Here is a 20,206-nt window from a genome sequence, read left to right as displayed (position 1 = left end):
AACGACGGTGGTGCGGATAGATGCGGGCCACGCGGCTGGGCGACGGGCTGTGAAGGCAACCCGATTGGCCCGCATCTGGAGTTTGTTTTTGCGGCGTTGGTATTACTTGGTATTCCTAAGTTATACCCGGCAGATAGAATACCACACCCGGTCCCATGGGGACGGAGAAAAGACGGATTATTTTGTTGCTGGGTTAGTATTTAGAGCGTGATGATGTCCGAGATATCGAGGGCCTAAGCGTCGGCGTATGGCGCGCCCAGGCTGGGTATCCGGCGCATGGCGCCCTATTGTCTTGCATAATTTCGCTTATGCCATGCATAAAAAGACGGGGGCACCCCTTCTCGTCCCAACGTACCCCCGCTTGTACCGTGCAAATACCGGAGTTTTCAGCATCGCGGCCCCCGCAGGCGGTGCCGCGAATCGTGGACGCCGCGCGATTGGCGTCGTTTTGGGGCACGGCGCGACGCGAAACGCGCGTTATCGCCGCGCCGGACGCCGTCAGCCAACCCAAATCGCCTGCCGAAGGATCCCGCTGGCTCAAAAAGACGATTCCGGCGCGTATGCAGCCACCCCGGCTTGCTGAAAACTCCCGAAAATGCACGGCGCGCCCCGGGGGACCCGTGCGCGCCACGAAAAACACGCCCGCATCCAAAAGAATGCGAGCGCGAAAGCCGGATGGCGGCAAGGGCGCCAGGCAGCGGGCGAAATCCCCGGCGTGTCCGCCCGGGCACCGCAGCCGCCGCGCGTCAGCAGAAAACCTCATGCCCTGCGTTGATGTCGGCCCCCCGCATACGCGAATCTCCAACTAGGTCGATAGCCCGTATCTCTTGCCACGACCGTCTCCGCGCGTTTCCACGAAGAAGACTCGCCCCAACTAATACCGAGCCCACTAAAAGGGCCCCGAGCATAGTCTGCTCGAGGCCCAAACTCGTGTCGCCTTACCGCGCGACGCGCATGTTACTTGCGCTCGCCGCCGCCGTCACCGGGGCGACGGGAGCTGCCGCCGCGCTTGCCGCCACGGCTGTTGCCATAGCTGCCACGGTTATCGCGACCGCCGGCACGGCCACCACGGGAGCCGGCCTGGTTGCCGCCGCGACCGCCACGGTGGCCGCCGCGACGCTCTTCGCGGGTATCGTCGTAGTTGCGCCAATCATCGCGACGATCTCGACGGGCACGCGGGTCGCGACGATCGCGCGACTCGCCAGAACGGCCAGCGCCACTGCGGCCGCCATTGCCGCGAGCATCCTCGCGACGCTCACCGCCGCGGCCGCCGCGCTCTTCAAAGCGCTTGCCGCCACGGGACTCACCGCCGCGGCCGCCGCGCTCGTCATCGCGACCGGAACGACGACGGTCGCCCGCGCCGCGCTTGCCGCCGCGCGAACCGCGGCCCTCGTCCTCACGCTCAACACGGCGACGACCGCCGCGGTCCTCGTCCTCACGACGACGGCGGTGCGCCTCGCCCTGGAACTGCTTGGCACGACGCTCGGCACGGTTGCCGCGCGGGCCCTGCTCAACAGCACCGGCACGCTCCTCGGCAGCCACCTCGCGGGCCACGCTCTCCACGGCCTCGTCCACGCGAGCCTGAACGCCCTCGCGCACGCGGGTCTTGCCGCCGCGCTTGGGACGGCTCGGGCGCTCGCTGTCGCCACGACGCTCATCGCGACCGCGGTTGGAACGACCGGCCACATCGCCGTAATCGTCGCCGTTGCGCTTGCCGTCGCGACGCGCCTGCTCAAGCTTCTTCTTGCTCTTGGACTTACCGCGCTTGGTCTTCTTCTTCACCTTAAAGGCCGCAGGGTCGCGCTCGGGGTCAACCGCGGGCGGATTGGGGCCCACGTGCAAGTCGCCGGCCTCGTAGATGTCGGCAGTCTTGTCCATGAGCTTCTCGATCTCGTAGAACTCATCCACGTCCTGCTCGGTCACAAACGTGATGGCCCAGCCCAGCTCGCCGGCGCGGCCCGTACGGCCAATACGGTGGATGTAGTCGGTTGGCTCGGCCGGCACGTCAAAGTTCACGACGTAGCGCACGTCGCTGATGTCGATGCCGCGGGCGAGCACGTCGGTTGCCACCAGCACGTCGACGGTACCGTCGCGGAAGGCCGAAAGTGCGCGCTCGCGCTGGGCCTGGCTGCGGTTGCCATGAATCGCGGCAGCCTTGATGCTCTTGCGCTCCAGACGACGGCAGCAGCTGTCGGCACGGTGCTTGGTGCGCATAAAGACGATGGTGCGCTCCGGGCCTTCCTTCTTGAGGAACTCGGGCAGCAGGTTGTTCTTGGCCTCGATGGACACCGGGAACACAAACTGGTCGACGGTGTCGGCGGTCGACGTGGCGGGCGCGATCTCCACGCGGGCCGGGTCGCTCACTAGATCGGTGATCTCGCCCACGGCCTCCTCGTCAAGGGTCGCCGAGAACAGCAGCGTCTGGCGCTCGGCCGGCGTCTCGCGCACAATACGGCGAACGGCGGGCAAAAAGCCCATGTCGAGCATGCGGTCGGCTTCGTCGAGCACCAGCACCTTGACCTCGTCCAGGTGGCAGGCACCCTGCTCGATCAGATCGACCAGACGGCCCGGCGTTGCGACCAGGATGTCGCAGCCGTACTTGAGGGCAGCGGTCTGCGGCTTGTAGCTCACGCCGCCCACGACGGTCACGGCAACATGGCCGGTGACGTCGGCGATCTTGCTCGCGACCTCGTCGATTTGCTGGGCGAGCTCGCGCGTAGGGGTGATGACGAGCATCACGGGGCCGCGGCCGTTGCCCTCGGGCTTTTTAGCACCGCGACGACGGTTACGGCCGCCGCGCTCGCGCACAGGTTTGGGAGGAGCGATGTGCTCCAGATTGTTCATGGTCGGCAGCAAAAAGGCGGCCGTCTTGCCGGTGCCGGTCTGAGCGGCGGCAAGCAGGTCGCGGCCCTCGAGCACCACGGGGATCGAGCCGGCCTGCACGGGCGTCGGCGCCGTGTAACCCAGGTTCTCGATGGCACGAAGCATCTCGTCCGAAAGACCCAGCTCGTCAAAGGCGGGCAGGTTCTCGGTAGCGGACTCGACGGTCTCGGCGGCGCTGGCCTCGTCGGCCGCATCGAAGGCAGCCTGGGCCATGGCCTCGCGGGTCTCGTCCAGGATCTCGGCGTCGGTGACGTCGGATACAGAATTACGCATATGTTGTTGTTCCTTATCTGCACGCGCAAGGGGCACGGCATGCGGCCGCGCGGGCGTGCTTGGTAGTGCGCTAGTACATACAAAAACGGGTGCGCACAGAGAGGACGTTGCTCAGCACGCTGGCGATCGCTTTGGCAGCCCTATCACGCGCCGTCCAGACGCAGCAGCTCTAAGCGATGGAGCAGATTCGCCGCGGGTTAGTATACCTGCACTCCGTATGCCCCCACGTAAACCACAGATGACGAGGCGGACGGGGCGGGTCTGGGCCAATTGTCTCAATCTGTAACAGTTACGAGGCAAAACCAGGTCTACACGTTACGAATCGAGACAAACCAAAACCTCGCAAAACAACATCTCGATCTGTAACAGATAGAGGTCATTTTCCCTGCCAGATGTTACAGATCGAGATGTTAAGCAACCGCCGAATTGTTTGTCTCAATCTGTAACAGTAACTCGGCAAAAACGGAACTAGATGTTACAGATTGAGACGAAGGACGAGGATGGTGCGCTAACTTGGCAGTCGACCCCCGTATCGGAATGTCATACATTTCAACTTTTGCCATACACCCCCAGGGGGTATGGGTGTATAGTATCGAGAGGTTAACAATTCCAACACCGAACTACAGAAAGGAGAGGCCATGGCTCAAGATAAGTTCGACGTAGGCGGCATGACATGCGCCGCCTGCCAGGCGCACGTGGACCGCGCCGTGAGCAAGCTCGACGGCGTCCAAAGCGTCGCGGTCAACCTACTCGCCGGTTCCATGATGGTCGACTACGACCCCGCGCAGGTCTCCCCCGACGATATCTGCACCGCCGTCGACCGCGCGGGTTACTCGGCCTCACCCGTCAGCACGGGCACCGGTGCCGCCGGCTCAAACGGCAGCGCGCAAGTCAGGTCCGGCGCCGCCCATATGGAGTCGCCCACCAAAAAGCTGGAGGCCGCCGCCTCTGCTATGCACACCCGCCTCATCGTCTCGATCGTCTTCCTCATCCCACTGTTCTACATAGGCATGGGACACATGCTCGGCTGGCCGCTGCCCGGCATTTTCACCGACCATATCCACAGCATGACGCTCGCCCTCACCGAGCTTGTCCTGCTCATCCCCATCGTCTACGTCAACGACGCGTACTTTATCAACGGGTTTAAATCACTCGCGCACGGCGCACCCACCATGGATGCCCTTATTGCCGTGGGCGCCACCGCTTCCATTGCCTGGTCGCTCTATGCCATGTTCATCATGGCCGACCAGCTGGCCACGGGGCAGGTGCACGAGGCCATGATGACAGGCATGGACAATCTGTATTTTGAGAGCGCGGGCACGATCCTGTCGCTCGTCACCGTGGGCAAATACCTCGAGACGCGCAGTAAGTCCAAAACCGGCGGCGCCATCGAGGCGCTCATCGATCTGGCGCCTAAAACCGCGACCGTCGTTGCCGACGACGGCAGCGAAACCACCGTCGACGTCGATAGCATCCTTCCCGGCCAGGTCCTGCGCGTGCACCCCGGCGAGTCAATCCCCGTCGACGGCGTGGTGCTCGAGGGTAGCTCGGCCGTGGACGAGAGTGCGCTCACCGGCGAGTCAATCCCCGTGGAAAAGACCGCCGGCGACACCGTCAACGCCGCCACCGTCAACCGCACCGGCTCGTTTACCTTCCGCGCCACGCGGGTTGGTGCCGAGACATCACTCGCCAAGATCATCCAGCTCGTCGAGGACGCCAACGCCACCAAGGCGCCCATCGCCCGCATGGCCGACAAGGTCGCCGGCGTGTTCGTGCCCGTGGTGTTCGTGATCTCGGCCGTGACCTTGGCGGTGTGGATGGCACTGACCGGCAGCATAAAGGAGGCACTTACCTCCGCCGTGGCCGTGCTGGTGATCAGTTGTCCCTGCGCGCTCGGCCTAGCCACGCCCGTCGCCATTATGGTAGGCACCGGCAAGGGTGCCGAGATGGGCATTCTGTTTAAGAGCGCCGAGGCGCTGGAGAACCTGCGCAGCGTGGGTACCGTGGTGCTCGATAAGACGGGTACGGTCACCCGCGGCAAACCCGCCGTGACCGATATCGTGGTAGCAACGCGCGCCGATGGCTCGCCCGCCATGAGTGAAAAGGCGTTACTGAAGCTCGCTGCCGCGCTGGAGCGCTCGAGCGAGCATCCGCTGGCCGAGGCGATTATGACCGAGTGCGAGGCGCGCGGAATCGTGGCGCGCATGGTCGAGGACTTTGCCGCCGTGCCCGGTCACGGCGTTACGGCGCGCGAGGGACAAAACGCCATCGCTGCCGGTAACGTTCGCCTGATGAGCGAGCTGGGTATCACCGTGCCCTCAGGACTTGCGGAGCGATTTGCCGCCGAGGGCAAGACACCGTTGTTCTTTGCCAAGAACGGCGAGCTTGTCGGCACCATTGCCGTAGCTGACGAGGTCAAAGAAACAAGTGCCGAGGCCATCGCTGCGCTGCGTTCGCTCGGCGTCGACGTGCGCATGCTCACCGGCGACAACCGCGTGACGGCCGAGGCCATCGCCCGCCGCGTGGGGCTGAGCAGCGAACAGGTCATCGCCGACGTGCTTCCCGCCGACAAGGAACGCCACGTGCGCGAACTGCAGGATGCGGGCGGCAAGGTCGCCATGGTGGGCGACGGCATCAACGACTCCCCTGCCCTGGCGCGCGCCGACGTGGGCCTTGCTATCGGCACCGGCGCCGACATCGCCAAGGAAGGGGCAGATGTGGTACTCATGCGCAGCGACCTCATGGACGTCGCCCGCGCTATCGAGCTTTCGCGCGCCACGATTCGCAACATCAAGCAAGACCTGTTCTGGGCGCTGTTCTACAACGGCATCGGCATTCCGCTCGCTGCGGGCGTGTTCTTCCCCCTCACCGGCTGGCAGCTCTCGCCGATGTTTGGCGCCGCGGCGATGAGCCTGTCGAGCGTGTGCGTCGTGTCCAATGCTCTGCGCCTGAAATCCTTTAAGCCTAAAGTGGCAAAATAGGCTCACCATTACGTCCATTTAGAACGGGCTTTCCAGGTGCCCGAGATTGACCTGAAAGAGGAGCGACGCGTACTTTGGTACGCGAGCGACGGCTTGAAGGTCAAGGTCGGGTGCCTGGGAAAGCCGACATAACAGAGAGGAATACCCATGCGTTACACAATTAAGACTTCCGGCCTTATGTGTGGCCACTGCGACGCTACTGTCGAGACGGCACTGCTCAACGTTGCCGGCGTGACCGACGCCGATGCCGATCACGAGACTCAGACGGTACAGGTGGAGTGCGCCGACACCGTGGCCGCTGAGCAGCTCGCTGCCGCCGTCGAGAGCGCCGGCGAGAAGTTCCACGCCCTGTCCGTGACCGCAGCCTAGCTGCTACCAGAAGCATTCGACCCCATCGACCAGAAACGAGGACCCGCCATGATGGCAGACCACAAATCGGTGAACCGTATGCTCAAGACGGCGCGCGGCCAGATCGACGGCATCCTGCGGATGGTCGAGGAGGACCGCTACTGCGTCGATATTTCCACGCAGCTCATGGCCACACAGGCACTCCTCGCGCGCATTAACGCCGACGTGCTCAAGGCGCATATCGAGGGCTGCGTGACTTCGGCAATCGAATCGGGCGACGAAGACCTCAAAGCCGCGAAGCTCGCCGAGATCGAACGCGTCGTCGACAAGCTCTCTAAGTAATCGGCGCATTGAGGACAGACCACTTTGCACCGTCTTGATGTTCCGAGGACGGGTATGTTTGCACCACATTGGTGCAGATTAACCTGTCCCCCTTGCTCTAAATCGGGTATAAAGGCGTGCGGCATATCGAATGAAAGGCAATTTGCATGAATGACTTTATGAAGGGCCGCAATGGCGCCGACGAGCTCACCATCGTGATGGGTTTTGCCGGCATCGTCATCGCGATGATCGGATCGATGGCCCGCGTCCAGTGGCTCAGTTGGATCGCCATCGCCGTCATCGTGATCGGCGTGCTGCGCGGCCTGTCCAAAAACATCGACGCACGTCGTAAGGAGAACGACGCCTTTGTCGCCGGCTCGGCTAAGGTCCCCGGCTTGGGCAAGTTTGTCGCCAGCTTGGGTGGCGGCGCTGCAGCGGCCAGCACCTCACGCGCGGCCGGCACCAGTAAGGAAGACTTTGAGCGTGCCAAGCGCACGGCCAAGAAGATGTGGAAAGGTCGCAAGACCACGGCATACCTCAAGTGCCCCAACTGCGGCCAGATGCTCTCCGTTCCCAAGGGCAAAGGCAAAATCCGCGTCACCTGCCCCAAGTGCCACGCCAAGATGGAAACGCGCTCGTAGCCGCCATACCGCAGGACAAAATAAAAGCCGAGGCCTCGCACTGGGACCTCGGCTTTTTTGAATGCGACAAAGGGCCCGCCCCCGTCACGCCTACGCCACGCCGTCGCGGGCAAGCTCCTCGGCAAGCGCCTCGGCTGGCATGGCCATAATCGTGTCGAGCTCGGCGTCCACCTCGGGAATACGCCTCACCTTGAGCTTGCGCACCAGATCGCCACGACACATCACGTGCATCGGCTCGCGCAGAGCGCACAGGTCATCGAGCGGGTTCTCGCGCGTCACCAGGATATCGGCAGCCTTGCCGCACTCGATCGCACCGGTCTCGCCGCCCAGCCCCAGCAGCTCAGCATTGACCTGCGTAGCCGTATGCAGCGCAAACGCATTGCTCACGCCCACGTACTTGGCAAAATAGGCCACCTCGCGCCACATGTCGTACTGGGTCACGAACGGGCAGCTCGAATCCGTACCCAAACCTACCTTGATACCGGCTTCCAGCGCCGCACGAGCGCTCTCGATAATGCCCGAGCACACGATATCGCCGTTCTTCTTTTGCGTGTCAGTCGAATGAGTCTTTTCCGGATCGAGCAGCACAAACGGCAGTGCGGGGCTGATCGTGCAGGTCACACTCGGCGCACGCCCCTCGAGCTGAGTTCCCGCGGCGCCGCGGTACAGCTCCAGGATCTCGGGCGTCAACGGAGCGCCGTGCTCGATCGTATCGACGCCGGCCTCGAGCGCGGCCTTCACGCCCTCGGTGCTCTCGACATGAGCCATAACCGGAAGGCCCATATCGTGCGCTGCCTTGCACGCCGCTGCGGCAACCTCCACCGGCATACGCAGCACGCCCGGCTCGCCCACCTCGGTCGCATCGAACACACCGCCCGTTACGAACAGCTTAATGACGTCGGCACCGCGCGCATACAGGTCGCGCACCTGTTCGGCCGCCTCGGAGGGACTGTTGGCCACCTGGGCGAACAAGCCCGCTCCGTGGCCACCCGGCACCGTGACGCCCGTTCCCGGCGCCACCAAACGCGGACCCTGATACTTGCCGGCATCGATGGCATCGCGCACGGCCAGATCGGCAAACAGCGGGTCGCCCGCGCCGCGCACCGTGGTCACGCCGCTTGCCAGCTGCTGTTGGGCGCTGCCCTTAAGAATATGGCGCACGATAGCGCGCCCCACGGGATTATCGAGCTTCTTCATCAGCGCGCCCGCATCGCCCGCCGAAACCGGCTTGCCCGAGCCGCACAGATGCACATGCATATTGATGAGGCCCGGCATGAGATACGCCCCGGCCAGGTCGAGGACCTCGGCACCTGCAGGCGCCTGCGCCACAGCACTCGGCCCCATCCACGTGATGACACCGCGCTCAACGGCCACGGCCATGTCGGGCTGCGGCTCCATATGCTCCGAACCATCCAGGACGGTCGCATTGATAAACAACGTGGAACGATCGGCAGACGCCATATCGAGCTCCTCCCTCACGATTAACTTGAACATTTGTCCATTATCACCTAATGCAGCAAACTAAAGTCGAACATATCGGTTAGCGGAGGGACGAGAGAGATGTGAGGGCAAACGGAGACAGCACGGCAATGCTCCGGCCGTTCCAGCAAAACGTCTTGATTTGTAACAGGTAGACCAGGTTTTAGCAGCCAGATGTTACAGATCGAGATCTTTCGGCACCGCGTCCAGCCTTTGTCTCAATCTGTAACAGTTGGGTCGAATTTTGGCCGTTAGATGTTACAGATCGAGATATTATCCAGCCCTGTCGTCAAACATCTAAATCTGTAACATGTAGACGGGTTTTCGGCCTCTAGATGTTACAGATTTAGATCTTTTAGCGGCAGCAACCTTCTGTCTCGATCTGTAACAGTTACGAGGCCAAACGGCCCCTTGTTGTTACAGATCGAGACAAACTCGACAGGAACAACCACATCCGCGTTAGTCGTATCCCTCAGCGCCCATACCACTGACGCTTCCATCCCTCAGCCAAATCGGCCCGCTGCGAAATACCCGCCAGCCTCATCTTTTCAGCCAGCTTCCCCGGGTTCTTGAGCTCATCAAACGTGAACCTCAGCACCTTGTGCCCGAGCAATGTCAGATGAGATTCCCGCTGACGCTCTGCTACGAACGGGTCGACCGACTCCCGATCCCCACCGTTCTGTAAGGTATACTTCCCCTTTCCATCGAGCTCGCCAATCACGCACGTCCCGTCCTCGAGCCTCCAGAAATAATCGACCCGAAACACCTGGCTCGAATCGAGCGGATCGCGAAACTCCACCTGCAACTCTGGCACCGGAAAACCGTATGCAATAAAGAACGCTCGGAACCGAGACTCGCCACCGTTTTCGGACAGCCCGTCCGCATGCGACGCAATCACCTGAGCTCTGCGATACCCGCGTCTGCCCTCGCAATCGGCCTGGAGCCGTTCGCAGAGGTCGACGCGCGATATGCCCTTCGCCCGCAGCGCAGAATCGGCAATCGCCAGACCATATGAAAACGGCGCACGCAGCAGACAATCCTCCACCGTGCGCCAAAACGGCGTCACTCGCACGCCGTCGACGCACTCAAGCGCACCCGCCGCCTGCGGACGCAGCAGCCTATATCCCGTACTCAACGCCACCGAACAACCCGTCTTGACCAAGTAACGCGGCCCGAGCAGATCATTCGGCACCTCCAGACCCCATATCAGCGCGGCGTCATACCCCCAAAACGCCCAATCGGGATGAAACTCCGCAAGCCCCTTGATGGTCCACCGAGCCCGCTCCGGCGGCGTCAACGCATCCCATTCATGCTGAAAACAGAATAGGTGCGATTCGGGCTCCGCAATATCGTCTGTGCCCACATGGCGCCGCAGCCACATGAGCTCGGCATTGTCGTGCGTCGCAAGCAGCACGCCTTGTTCAGCCGTCTCCGTGAGCCTGGCAAGCATCCTATTCCGCGCCAAGGTGCTACGTGTTGCATGTTTGTGTTTGAAAACGGTATTAGACACTTTCATCACCACCACGTCAGACAAATGGACCATCGTCACCGTTGCCTCCGCTGACAAATGTCTTGATCTGTAACAGGAAGACAGTCTTTGAGCCTCTAGTTGTTACAGATTTAGATTGTTCGGCACCGCGCCCAACCTTTGTCTCGATCTGTAACAGTTAGGTCGAATTTTGGCCTGTAGATGTTACAGGTTGAGACATTTCCCCAGCTAGGTGCCAAACATCTCGATCTGTAACAGTTGGATCGAATTTTGGCCTGTAGATGTTACAGGTTGAGACATTTCCCCAGCTAGGTGCCAAACGTCTCAATCTGTAACAGTTAGACGTTCTCCAGACCCCTAAACGTTACAGATTTAGACAACCCAGCAACGCCCAAGCATTCGTCTCGATCTGTAACGGGTGGACCGGTTTTTTGTCCCTAAACGTTACAGATCGAGATATAAAGGCAGAAGGCAAGGCAGGCGGCAGATGCCCATCCCCTACTCCCATTCCTGTTCGTAGATATTGAGTGACTTTACGTAGCGCCCCTGGGCACCCATGATGTCGCGAACCAGCCGTAAGAAGAAGCTGATACACGAGGTATCGAAGCCATCTTCTAGGTCCTCAGGATGCACCGCGCCAGGCCCGTCGACCGCCGTGTCGCTCAGGCGCGCAATGTCATAGAGGTAGAGCTGCCCCGCCGTCAGCCAGACATCGTCGACGCACGCGAGGCGCACCGCAATCGCACCATCGCGCCAGTGCTCCTTTTGCACGATATGCGGATCGTAGACGTCAAAGCGACGGTCGGTACGCGTGTCACGCAGCGCGACCATACCGGTCGCGGGATCCTTATCCAAAATGCCAAAGCGCGAGAAATAGTGCGTGCCGCGCACCTGCTCGAGCCGTCTGAGCGAGACGGGCGAAAGCGACGCCGGCGGCTCGTCAACATACAGCTCAAGCAGCGTCTTGCCATGGTAATAGGGACGCTCGAACAGCAGCCAATCGGTAAATGCCATGTTATAGGCCATGATTTCATTTTGCGAGGGCTCCTCGCAATAGCTGAGCCATGGATCGACTATCACTTCGAACTGTGTACGCGCCGACTCCAAAAACTGAAACTTGCGCAGCATCCAAAACTGGGCCATGCCGGCGATATCGTCACCGACGGCCTCGGCCAGACGTCCCCGGTCCAAAACATGATCAGCCATGGCATCCTCCTCAAACTGATAAACCTCAATTTGAGCTTACGAGGAGGGCGGGTGGTCGCCGCCATCACGGGCGAAATGGGCATCGGGCTGCAAACCAGATGCTGACCAAGCACTTGACGGGATACTTGCAGATTATGCAAATTGCCACAAAATCGCGGGTAGAACTAGACGAATCACCCGCGCCGCTGTCCGCAAACAACTAAAGCCGCCACATAAACAGCAGAGCGCAACGAGCGCAAACGCCAACGGGTAGGCAGCCAAACGTCGGCAAACGAGCAAAACGCTCGCAAACCCGCAAGGAGTGTCCCCGGATGCCGGCACGTAAGGAACGTCCCCAGCTGCCGGCACTTGGGGACGCTCCTTACGTGCCGGCCGTTGGGGACAGCCCTTGCCGATTCGATTGTTGAGTAACTCCGTGATTGTCTTACAGCCCCAGCGCCTCGGCGACCTCGGCTGCGCAGGCGAGGGCATCGGCCATGGCACTCACCACGAGCGAGCTGCCGTTGCGGGCATCGCCGGCCACATACACCGGCGCGGCATCCGCGGCAACGCCATCCACGCGAGCCGCAAGATGCGAGTCCTCGGAGGCCATCACGGGCAACGGACGGCCCGCCGTGGCAATAGGCACGTCAACAGCGTCGAACACGCCGTGCTCCGGACCCGTAAAGCCACAGGCGATCAGCACCAGCTGGGCCGGCACCTCGTGCTCGGAGCCCGCAATGCGTTCGGGCTTGCCGGCCGACCAGTCCAGATCGACCACGCGCAGGCCCGCGGCAGCGCCCTTCTTGTCCAGCAATACCTCGAGCGTATCCACGCCCCAAGCACGCATCTCGCCGCCCATGGCAGCGATAGCCTCCTGCTGACCGTAGTCGGTCTTCTTAACGTTGGGCCACTGCGGCCAGGGATTGCTCGCCGCACGCCTATCGGGTGCGGCCGGCAAGAACTCAAACTGACGCACACTGCGTGCACCCTGGCGCACCGCGGTACCCACGCAGTCGTTGCCGGTATCGCCGCCGCCAATGACCACAACGTCCAGGCCGCGCGCGTTCACCGCGGGCTCACCGCCATCGAGTACCGACACGGTCGAAGCCGTCAGGTAGTCCACGGCATATACCACGCCCGGGGCATCCACATTCGTAGCCAAAAGACCGCGGGGCGTACGAGCACCGGCAGCAACCACAACGGCGTCAAAACCATTGAGCTTGGCCACCACCGCAGGGTTCGTAACGTCAGTACCCAGCTCAAAGACAATGCCCAGCTCGCGCATGAGCGCCACGCGGCGCTCGACCACGGACTTCTCGAGCTTCATGTTGGGAATGCCGTACATGAGCAGACCGCCTGGGCGGTCGTCGCGCTCAAACACCGTCACGCGGGCACCGCGACGCGCAAGGTCCCATGCAGCCACCAGGCCAGCCGGGCCGGAACCAACCACGGCGACCGAGGGCGCGTCCTCCCCTGCCGGCGTAAAGCGACGCGGGCCGCCGTTTGCCCATTCGTGGTCGCTGATCGCGCGCTCGTTATCGTGAATCGTTGTGGGCTGGCCGTCGACCGAACCCAGGTTGCACGCAGCCTCGCACAGTGCCGGGCACACGCGGCTCGTAAACTCGGGCATGGGCGAGGTGAGCGACAGGCGCTCGGCCGCCTCGTCCCAGCGACCGCGATACACCAGCTCGTTCCACTCGGGAATCAGGTTGTGCAGCGGACAGCCACTCGGACGCGCCTTGCCAAAGCTCGCACCCATCTGACAAAACGCCACGCCGCACATCATGCAGCGGCTCGCCTGGGCGCGGCGCGCATCGTCGTCGAGCTCCACATACAGCGGATCGAAATCGCGGCTGCGCTCCTCCACGGGGCGCAGCTCGTGGGTCACGCGATCGATATCAAGAAAAGCACCGGGCTTACCCATGGCACTTACGCCTCCTTCTTGGTCGAAGCAACAGAGCTGACAGCCACGGGCGCAGTGCCCGCTGCACCGCCCGCGACATCAAAGCGAGCGACATCCGCGGCGCTCGCGCGGCCGGTCACGATGTCAAACGCCAACTCCTCGGCCTGCGCGTGCGTCTTGCCCACGGCCTCGGCCGCAGCGACAATCGCCAGCACGCGCTCGTACTCGGTCGGAATGACCTTCACAAAGTGTTTGCTCATCGTCTCGAAGCTGTAGAGCAGCTTAATGCCGCGCGGGCTCTGCGTCGCGTCCACGTGCTCCTGGATGAGCGCGCGAATCTGCGCCAGCTCGCCAGCCGTCGGGGCCTTGAGTTCCACGCTCTCGTGGTTCACACGGGCCTCGAGCGTGCCGTACTGGTCAAAGACATAGGCCACGCCACCCGTCATACCGGCGGCGAAGTTCTGCCCGACCTCGCCCAAGATGAGCGCCAGGCCGCCCGTCATGTACTCGCAGCCATGGTTGCCGCAGCCCTCGACCACCACGGTGGCACCGGAGTTACGCACGCCAAAGCGCTGGCCTGCCAGGCCGTTAATAAAGCCGCGGCCGCTCGTGGCGCCAAAGAACGCCACGTTGCCCACGATGATGTTCTCGTCGAACTTGTAGGTCGCATGCGGGTTGGGGCGCACCGACACCTCGCCGCCCGAAAGGCCCTTGCCAAAGTAGTCGTTGGCGTCGCCGCACACGTTGAGCGTAATGCCGCGCGGCAGAAAGGCGCCAAAGCTCTGACCGGCCGAACCATCGCAATCGATGGTGATGGAGCCGGCGGGCAGGCCCTCGGGATGCGCCTTGGTCACCGCATTGCCCAGGATGGTGCCCACGCAACGGTTGACGTTGGCGATATCGGCGCGGAACCGAATCGGGCGCAGGTGCGCACGGGCATCGGCCGTATAGGGCACGAACAACGTGGAGTCGAGCGTCTTGTCGAGCTCGCTGTCCGCAGCCATCTGCGGCAGGAAGTGGCGACCGTCGGCGCCCGGGATATGGGCACCGAACTCGCAGGTTGCGCTCGCCAGCACGGGCGACAGATCAAGCAGGTTGGCCTTGCGGTTGCCCGGTACCTCGATCTGGCGCAGGCACTCGGGATGGCCGACCATCTCGTCGACGGTGCGGAAGCCCAGGCTCGCCATGACCTCACGCAGCTGCTCGGCAACAAAGAGCATAAAGTGCTCAACGTGCTCGGGCTTGCCGCGGAAGCCGCGACGCAGGCGACAGTTTTGCGTGGCGATGCCGGCCGGGCAGGTATCCTGCTGGCAGTCGCGCTGCATGAGGCAGCCCATGGAGATGAGCGGCATGGTCGCAAAGCCAAACTCCTCGGCGCCCAGCAGGCAGGCGACGGCAACATCGGTGCCGTCCATGAGCTTGCCGTCGGCCTCGAGCACCACGCGGGAGCGCAGGCCGTTTTGCAGCAACGTCTGCTGAGCCTCGGCAAGGCCGAGCTCCAGCGGCAGGCCGGCGTGCCAAATGGAATCGCGCGCCGCGGCACCCGAGCCGCCATTGTGGCCGCTGATCAAGATCTTGTCGGCGGCACCCTTGGCCACACCGGTGGCGATGGTGCCGACGCCGGCCTCGCTGACCAGCTTGACCGACACGCGCGCACCGGGGTTGGCGTTCTTAAGATCAAAGATCAGCTCTGCCAGGTCCTCGATGGAGTAGATGTCGTGGTGCGGCGGAGGCGAGATCAGGCCGATGCCGGGCGTGGACTGACGGACCTCGGCGATCCAGGGGTAGACCTTCTTACCGGGCAGGTGGCCACCCTCGCCGGGCTTGGCGCCCTGGGCCATCTTGATCTGAATCTCGAAGGCGCTGCACAGGTAGCGGCTCGTTACGCCAAAGCGCGCACTTGCCACCTGCTTGATAGCGGAGTTCTTGGAGTCACCGTTAGCCAGCGGGGTCTCGCGACGCGGATCCTCGCCGCCCTCGCCCGAGTTAGAGCGTCCATGCAGGCGGTTCATGGCGATGGCCATGCACTCGTGCGCCTCTTTGCTGATAGAACCGTACGACATGGCACCGGTGTTAAAGCGGCGGACGATGTTGCGCGCGGGCTCCACCTCGTCGAGCGAAACCGGCGTGCGGCCGTTGGCATTAAAGTCGAGCAAGTCACGCAGGCGCACGGCACGGCCGGTGCGGTGCAGGCGGGCGCTGTACTCCTTAAAGGTGTCGTAGCTGTCCTCACGGCAGGCGGTCTGCAGCAAGTAGACAGTCTGCGGATCGATGAGGTGATCCTCGCCGCCGAGCGGGCGCCACTTGGTCAGACCCAGCGTGGGCAGCTGATCGGGAGCCGGGCTCTTAAGGATAGCGAGCGCGGCGTCGTAGCGCTCGTTTTGCTCGCGCTCAACGTCCTCGACACCCATACCGCCCACACGGCTCACCGTGCCGGCGAAGTACGCGTTGACGAACTCCGGCGTAAAGCCCACGGCCTCGAAGATCTGCGCCGAATGGTAGCTCTGCACCGTGGAGATGCCCATCTTGGACATGATGGAAACGATGCCGGCGGTCGCAGCCTTATTGTAGTTGGCGATGCCCTGCTCGGCTGTCACGTCCAGATCGCCGTGCGCCGCCAGGTCGCGAATGCACGCATGCGCGTTGTACGGATAGATGCCGCTCGCGGAGTAGCCCACCAGCGCCGCAAAGTCGTGCGGAGACACGGCGTCGCCACACTCCACCACGATGTCGGCAAAGGTACGCACGCCGGCGCGGATCAGGTGGTTGTGCACGCAGCCCACGGCGAGCAGTGACGGCACGGGTACCTCGTCCGCTCCGGCGCGATCGCTCAACACCACGATGTTCACGCCGTCGCGGACCGCAGCCTCAACGTCCTCTGCAAGCTGCTTGAGCGCAGCCTGCAGCACGCCCTCGCCGGCATCGCGGCGGTAAACGGCACGAAAACGGCGGGTCTTAAAGCCAACACGGTCAATCGCGCAAATGCGGTCGAACTCCTCCTCGCTCAGCAGTGGGCGCTCCAAACGCACCAGTTGGCAGGCCGTACGAGAGTCCTCGAGCAGGTTGCCGTGGTTGCCCAGGTAGAGCGTGGTCGAGGTGACCATATGCTCGCGCAGGGCGTCGATCGGCGGGTTCGTGACCTGGGCGAACAGTTGATAGAAGTAGTCAAAGAACGAGCGCGTCTTCTTGGACAGGCAGGCCAGCGGCGCATCGATACCCATCGAGGCGAGCGGGGCCTTGCCCTGCTGGGCCATGGGGCGCACGACCTCGTCAACATCATCCCAGTGGTAGCCGAGCTTAGCCATGCGCACGGCGGCAGGCACCTCGGCATCCTCGGCAGGCGTTGCCGCGGCGGGCTTGTCGAGCGCGTCAACGGTCAGCGTCTCCTCGGCAATCCAATCGCGGTAGGGCTTTTCCTTGGCATAGCGGGCGCGCAGCTCGTCATTGTAGATCACACGGCCGCGGGCAAAATCGACCTCGAGCATCTGGCCCGGTCCCAAACAACCGCTTGTCAGGATATTCTCGGGACGCACCTCGATGGTGCCCACCTCGCTTGCCAGCATAAAGCGGCCGTCGCGCGTCACGTAGTAGCGAGCCGGGCGCAGGCCGTTGCGGTCGAGGGCGGCACCCAGCGTACGGCCGTCGGTAAAGGCGATGGCCGCCGGGCCGTCCCAGGGCTCCATGAGCATGGACTGGTAGGCATCGTAGGCGCGACGCTCCTCGCTCAGGTTGTCGTTGTGGTCCCACGGCTCGGGCAGCAACATGGACGCGGCACGCGTGAGCGGACGGCCGTTCATGACCAAAAACTCGAGCACATTATCCAGAATCGCGGAGTCGGAACCCTCGCGGTTGATGATGGGCATCACACGCTCAAGATCATGCTGCAGCACGGGGCTGTACAGGTTAGGTTCGCGGGCGCGAATCCAGTTGACGTTGCCCTTGAGGGTGTTGATCTCGCCGTTGTGGATAATAAAGCGGTTGGGATGTGCGCGCTCCCAGCTAGGTGTGGTGTTGGTGGAGTAGCGCGAGTGGACGAGCGCCACGGCCGTCTTGACGGCGGCGTCGTTGAGATCGATAAAGAAGCGGCGCATCTGCGTGGCGACCAGCATGCCCTTGTACACGATGGTGCGCGAGCTCATGGAGCACACATAGAAGATCTTGTCACGCAGGGCAAACTCGGCGTCGGCCTTCTTTTCGATGGTACGGCGGCACACGTACAGGCGACGCTCAAAGGCATCGCCGGCGGGCGTGTCGTCCGGACGGCCCAGGAAGGCCTGCAGGATGGTGGGCATGCAGGCGCGGGCCGTCTCGCCCAGATCGTGAGGGTCGACCGGCACCTCGCGCCAAAAGAGCAGCGGCACGCCGGCCTCGGCACAGCCTTCCTCAAACACGCGGCGGGCATCCTCTACGCCCTTGTCGTCTTGCGGGAAGAACAGCATGGCCACGCCATAGTCGCCCTCTGCCGGCAGAATCTGGCCGCACTTTTGAGCCTCTTTGCGGAAAAAGTGATGCGGAACCTGGAACAGGATGCCGGCGCCGTCGCCGGTATTCTTCTCGAGTCCCGTGCCACCGCGGTGCTCCAAGTTGACCAGAATGGACAGCGCATCATCCAGAATCTGGTGGTGGCGCTCACCGTTGATATCGGCAAGCGCGCCGATGCCACATGCATCGTGGTCGAATTCGGGGCGATAAAGGCCCTGCTGCTGAGCGGAATCTGCCTGCATCGCGATCCTCCCCTAGATATTAAGACAGTCAGTTGAATAGGCATACTAGAAGCATCGCCGGCCCATTGTGTTTCCCGCCCGTTTCGAAACAATTGCGTAACGCACGCCCTACGAGTGGACACCGCCGACCTCAAGGGCAACAACAAGGGCCCCAGGTTCGGCCTGTAAGCTCACCGCTTCAAACATCTCAATCTGTAACAGGAAGACCCAATTTCGACGACTAACTGTTACAGATTGAGATGTTCTCGAGAGACGGTTACGAATGTCTCAATCTGTAACACGAGGGGCCGGTTTTGGCGGCCAGCTGTTACGGATCGAGATTTTCCATAGGACCATTTCGTCCTGTCTCGATCTGTAACACCTAGGCCCAATTTCCATCCCTAGTTGTTACAGATCGAGACATTTCGGCAACCCCCTTTTACCATCCTATTCAAATACAACAATTTTGTTAGTCATGATCAAATTTTGAGCCTAAAACGGGTATCCTTTGCGGCGTCAAACAAACGGCACGCAGGAGTGCACCATGATCGACCATCTCAAACATCACTTTGGCTCCCCGCGCACCGGCGGCCACGGCGGACTCGACATCGCACGGCATATCGGCCCCGGGCTGCTCGTGACCGTCGGCTTTATCGACCCGGGCAATTGGGCCTCCAATATGGCCGCCGGCTCGCAGTTTGGCTACGCGCTGCTGTGGATCGTCACGCTGTCCACGATCATGCTCATCGTGCTGCAACACAACGCGGCTCACTTGGGCATCGCCACGGGCATGTGTCTTGCCGAGGCCACGACGCGCCACCTGCCCCGCCTCGTCGGGCGTGCGATACTCGGCAGCGCGTATCTAGCCACGGTCGCCACCGCCATGGCCGAAGTCCTGGGCGGTGCGATCGCACTTCAAATGCTCTTTGGCCTGCCCGTACGTGCCGGCTGCATCATCGTGGCGGCGGCATCGATTGTCATGCTCATGACAAGCTCCTACAAACGCGCCGAACGCTGGATCATCGCCTTCGTGGGCGTGGTGGGACTTTCGTTTTTAGCCGAGCTTCTGCTGGTCAAGGTCGACTGGCCGCAAGCCGCCACAAGCTGGATTACACCCAGTATGCCCACCGGCTCAGTCGCGATTATCGTAAGTGTCCTAGGCGCGGTCGTTATGCCCCACAACCTCTTCCTGCACTCCGAGGTCATCCAATCCATGCACTTCGAAGGCCAAGGCGAGCAGGTTATCGAAGAACGCCTGCACTACGAGCTCTTCGACACGCTCTTTTCGATGGGTGTGGGCTGGGCAATCAACTCGGCCATGGTCATCCTGGCCGCAACGACCTTCTTTGCGCACGGCATTGTCGTAGACGACCTCGCCGTCGCAGCGGCCACGCTCTCCCCCATTCTGGGCCCGGCAAGCTCGACCATCTTTGCGGTGGCACTGCTGTTTGCGGGCATATCGAGTAGCGTGACGGCGGGCATGGCGGCGGGCACCATCACCGCGGGCATATTCGACGAGGAATACGACATCCACGACCGACATTCCTCGATCGGAGTGGCGGCCTGTTTCGTCGGCGCAGTGGCGGCGTGCCTGATCGTCCCGAATCCTTTTGAGGGTCTCATTTGGAGTCAGGCACTGTTGTCGCTTCAGCTGCCGATTACGGTCTTTGTGCTCATACGACTCACCAGCTCGCCCCGCGTCATGGGCAAATACGCCAACTCGCGCCCGCTCAACGCGTTGCTCGTAGGGATCGGTGTCATCGTGACGATTCTCGACATCGTGCTGCTAACGGGGATGTAATGGGATGGCGCGACTGTCCAGATATAACGTCTCAATCTGTAACACGTGAACCCGTTTTGAGCCCTTAGATGTTACAGATTGAGATTTTCTGAGAGATAGTTTCAGTTTGTCTCGATCTGTAACAAGTGGACCCAATTTCCGCGCCCAGATGTTACAGATCGAGATATTTCTTCAGCCCCAACCTTTTGTCTCGATC

At 62.2% G+C, this 20,206-nt stretch carries 11 protein-coding genes; 5 read left to right on the top strand and 6 right to left on the bottom strand.

What is annotated here, in order from left to right:
- Positions 1–957: 957 nt before the first annotated feature.
- Positions 958–3,156 carry a DEAD/DEAH box helicase gene (locus ACQRC0_RS02265; protein ID WP_427727438.1) on the bottom strand — a complete coding sequence of 733 codons (2,199 nt, stop codon included), beginning with the start codon at positions 3,154–3,156 and terminating at the stop codon, positions 958–960.
- Between the two features lie 638 nt (positions 3,157–3,794).
- Between ACQRC0_RS02265 and ACQRC0_RS02260 the strand changes: the two genes are divergently transcribed.
- The 4 genes from ACQRC0_RS02260 to ACQRC0_RS02245 all read left to right on the top strand — a co-directional run bounded on the left by ACQRC0_RS02260 (position 3,795) and on the right by ACQRC0_RS02245 (position 7,447).
- Complete coding sequence (locus tag ACQRC0_RS02260; RefSeq protein ID WP_427727436.1) at positions 3,795–6,137, top strand: heavy metal translocating P-type ATPase; 2,343 nt, start codon at positions 3,795–3,797, stop codon at positions 6,135–6,137.
- A gap of 147 nt (positions 6,138–6,284) precedes the next feature.
- Entirely contained in the window at positions 6,285–6,506 is a 222-nt protein-coding gene (locus ACQRC0_RS02255; RefSeq protein ID WP_154515953.1) for a heavy-metal-associated domain-containing protein, read from the top strand.
- 48 nt (positions 6,507–6,554) lie between these two features.
- Positions 6,555–6,827: a metal-sensing transcriptional repressor gene (locus ACQRC0_RS02250; RefSeq protein ID WP_154515956.1), complete on the top strand. Its 273-nt coding sequence runs from the start codon at positions 6,555–6,557 to the stop codon at positions 6,825–6,827.
- A 146-nt stretch (positions 6,828–6,973) separates the two neighbouring features.
- The gene (locus ACQRC0_RS02245; protein WP_427727434.1) at positions 6,974–7,447 is read left to right on the top strand and encodes a hypothetical protein; all 474 of its coding nucleotides are present in this window, start codon (positions 6,974–6,976) and stop codon (positions 7,445–7,447) included.
- A 90-nt stretch (positions 7,448–7,537) separates the two neighbouring features.
- On the opposite strand, the gene ACQRC0_RS02240 is transcribed toward ACQRC0_RS02245, so the two are convergent.
- The 5 genes from ACQRC0_RS02240 to gltB all read right to left on the bottom strand — a co-directional run bounded on the left by ACQRC0_RS02240 (position 7,538) and on the right by gltB (position 18,230).
- Entirely contained in the window at positions 7,538–8,908 is a 1,371-nt protein-coding gene (locus tag ACQRC0_RS02240) for an amidohydrolase family protein (RefSeq protein WP_427727432.1), read from the bottom strand.
- Between the two features lie 490 nt (positions 8,909–9,398).
- On the bottom strand, positions 9,399–10,475 hold the full coding sequence (locus tag ACQRC0_RS02235; protein ID WP_427727431.1) for a hypothetical protein: 1,077 nt from the start codon (positions 10,473–10,475) through the stop codon (positions 9,399–9,401).
- A gap of 438 nt (positions 10,476–10,913) precedes the next feature.
- Positions 10,914–11,621: a hypothetical protein gene (locus ACQRC0_RS02230; RefSeq protein WP_427717769.1), complete on the bottom strand. Its 708-nt coding sequence runs from the start codon at positions 11,619–11,621 to the stop codon at positions 10,914–10,916.
- A gap of 424 nt (positions 11,622–12,045) precedes the next feature.
- Positions 12,046–13,527 (bottom strand): glutamate synthase subunit beta, encoded by a 1,482-nt coding sequence (locus tag ACQRC0_RS02225; RefSeq protein WP_427727429.1) that lies wholly within the window; start codon positions 13,525–13,527, stop codon positions 12,046–12,048.
- A 5-nt stretch (positions 13,528–13,532) separates the two neighbouring features.
- Positions 13,533–18,230: a glutamate synthase large subunit gene (gene gltB / locus ACQRC0_RS02220; RefSeq protein ID WP_427727427.1), complete on the bottom strand. Its 4,698-nt coding sequence runs from the start codon at positions 18,228–18,230 to the stop codon at positions 13,533–13,535.
- A 523-nt stretch (positions 18,231–18,753) separates the two neighbouring features.
- Between gltB and ACQRC0_RS02215 the strand changes: the two genes are divergently transcribed.
- Positions 18,754–20,010 (top strand): Nramp family divalent metal transporter, encoded by a 1,257-nt coding sequence (locus tag ACQRC0_RS02215; protein ID WP_427717762.1) that lies wholly within the window; start codon positions 18,754–18,756, stop codon positions 20,008–20,010.
- The last annotated feature ends 196 nt before the right edge of the window (positions 20,011–20,206 follow it).

The sequence above is a fragment of the Collinsella sp. SGI.033 genome (assembly GCF_050315135.1).
Lineage (GTDB): Bacteria > Actinomycetota > Coriobacteriia > Coriobacteriales > Coriobacteriaceae > Collinsella.
Note: the sequence above shows the minus strand (reverse complement) of the source record. Positions and strands in the feature narration are given on the sequence as shown.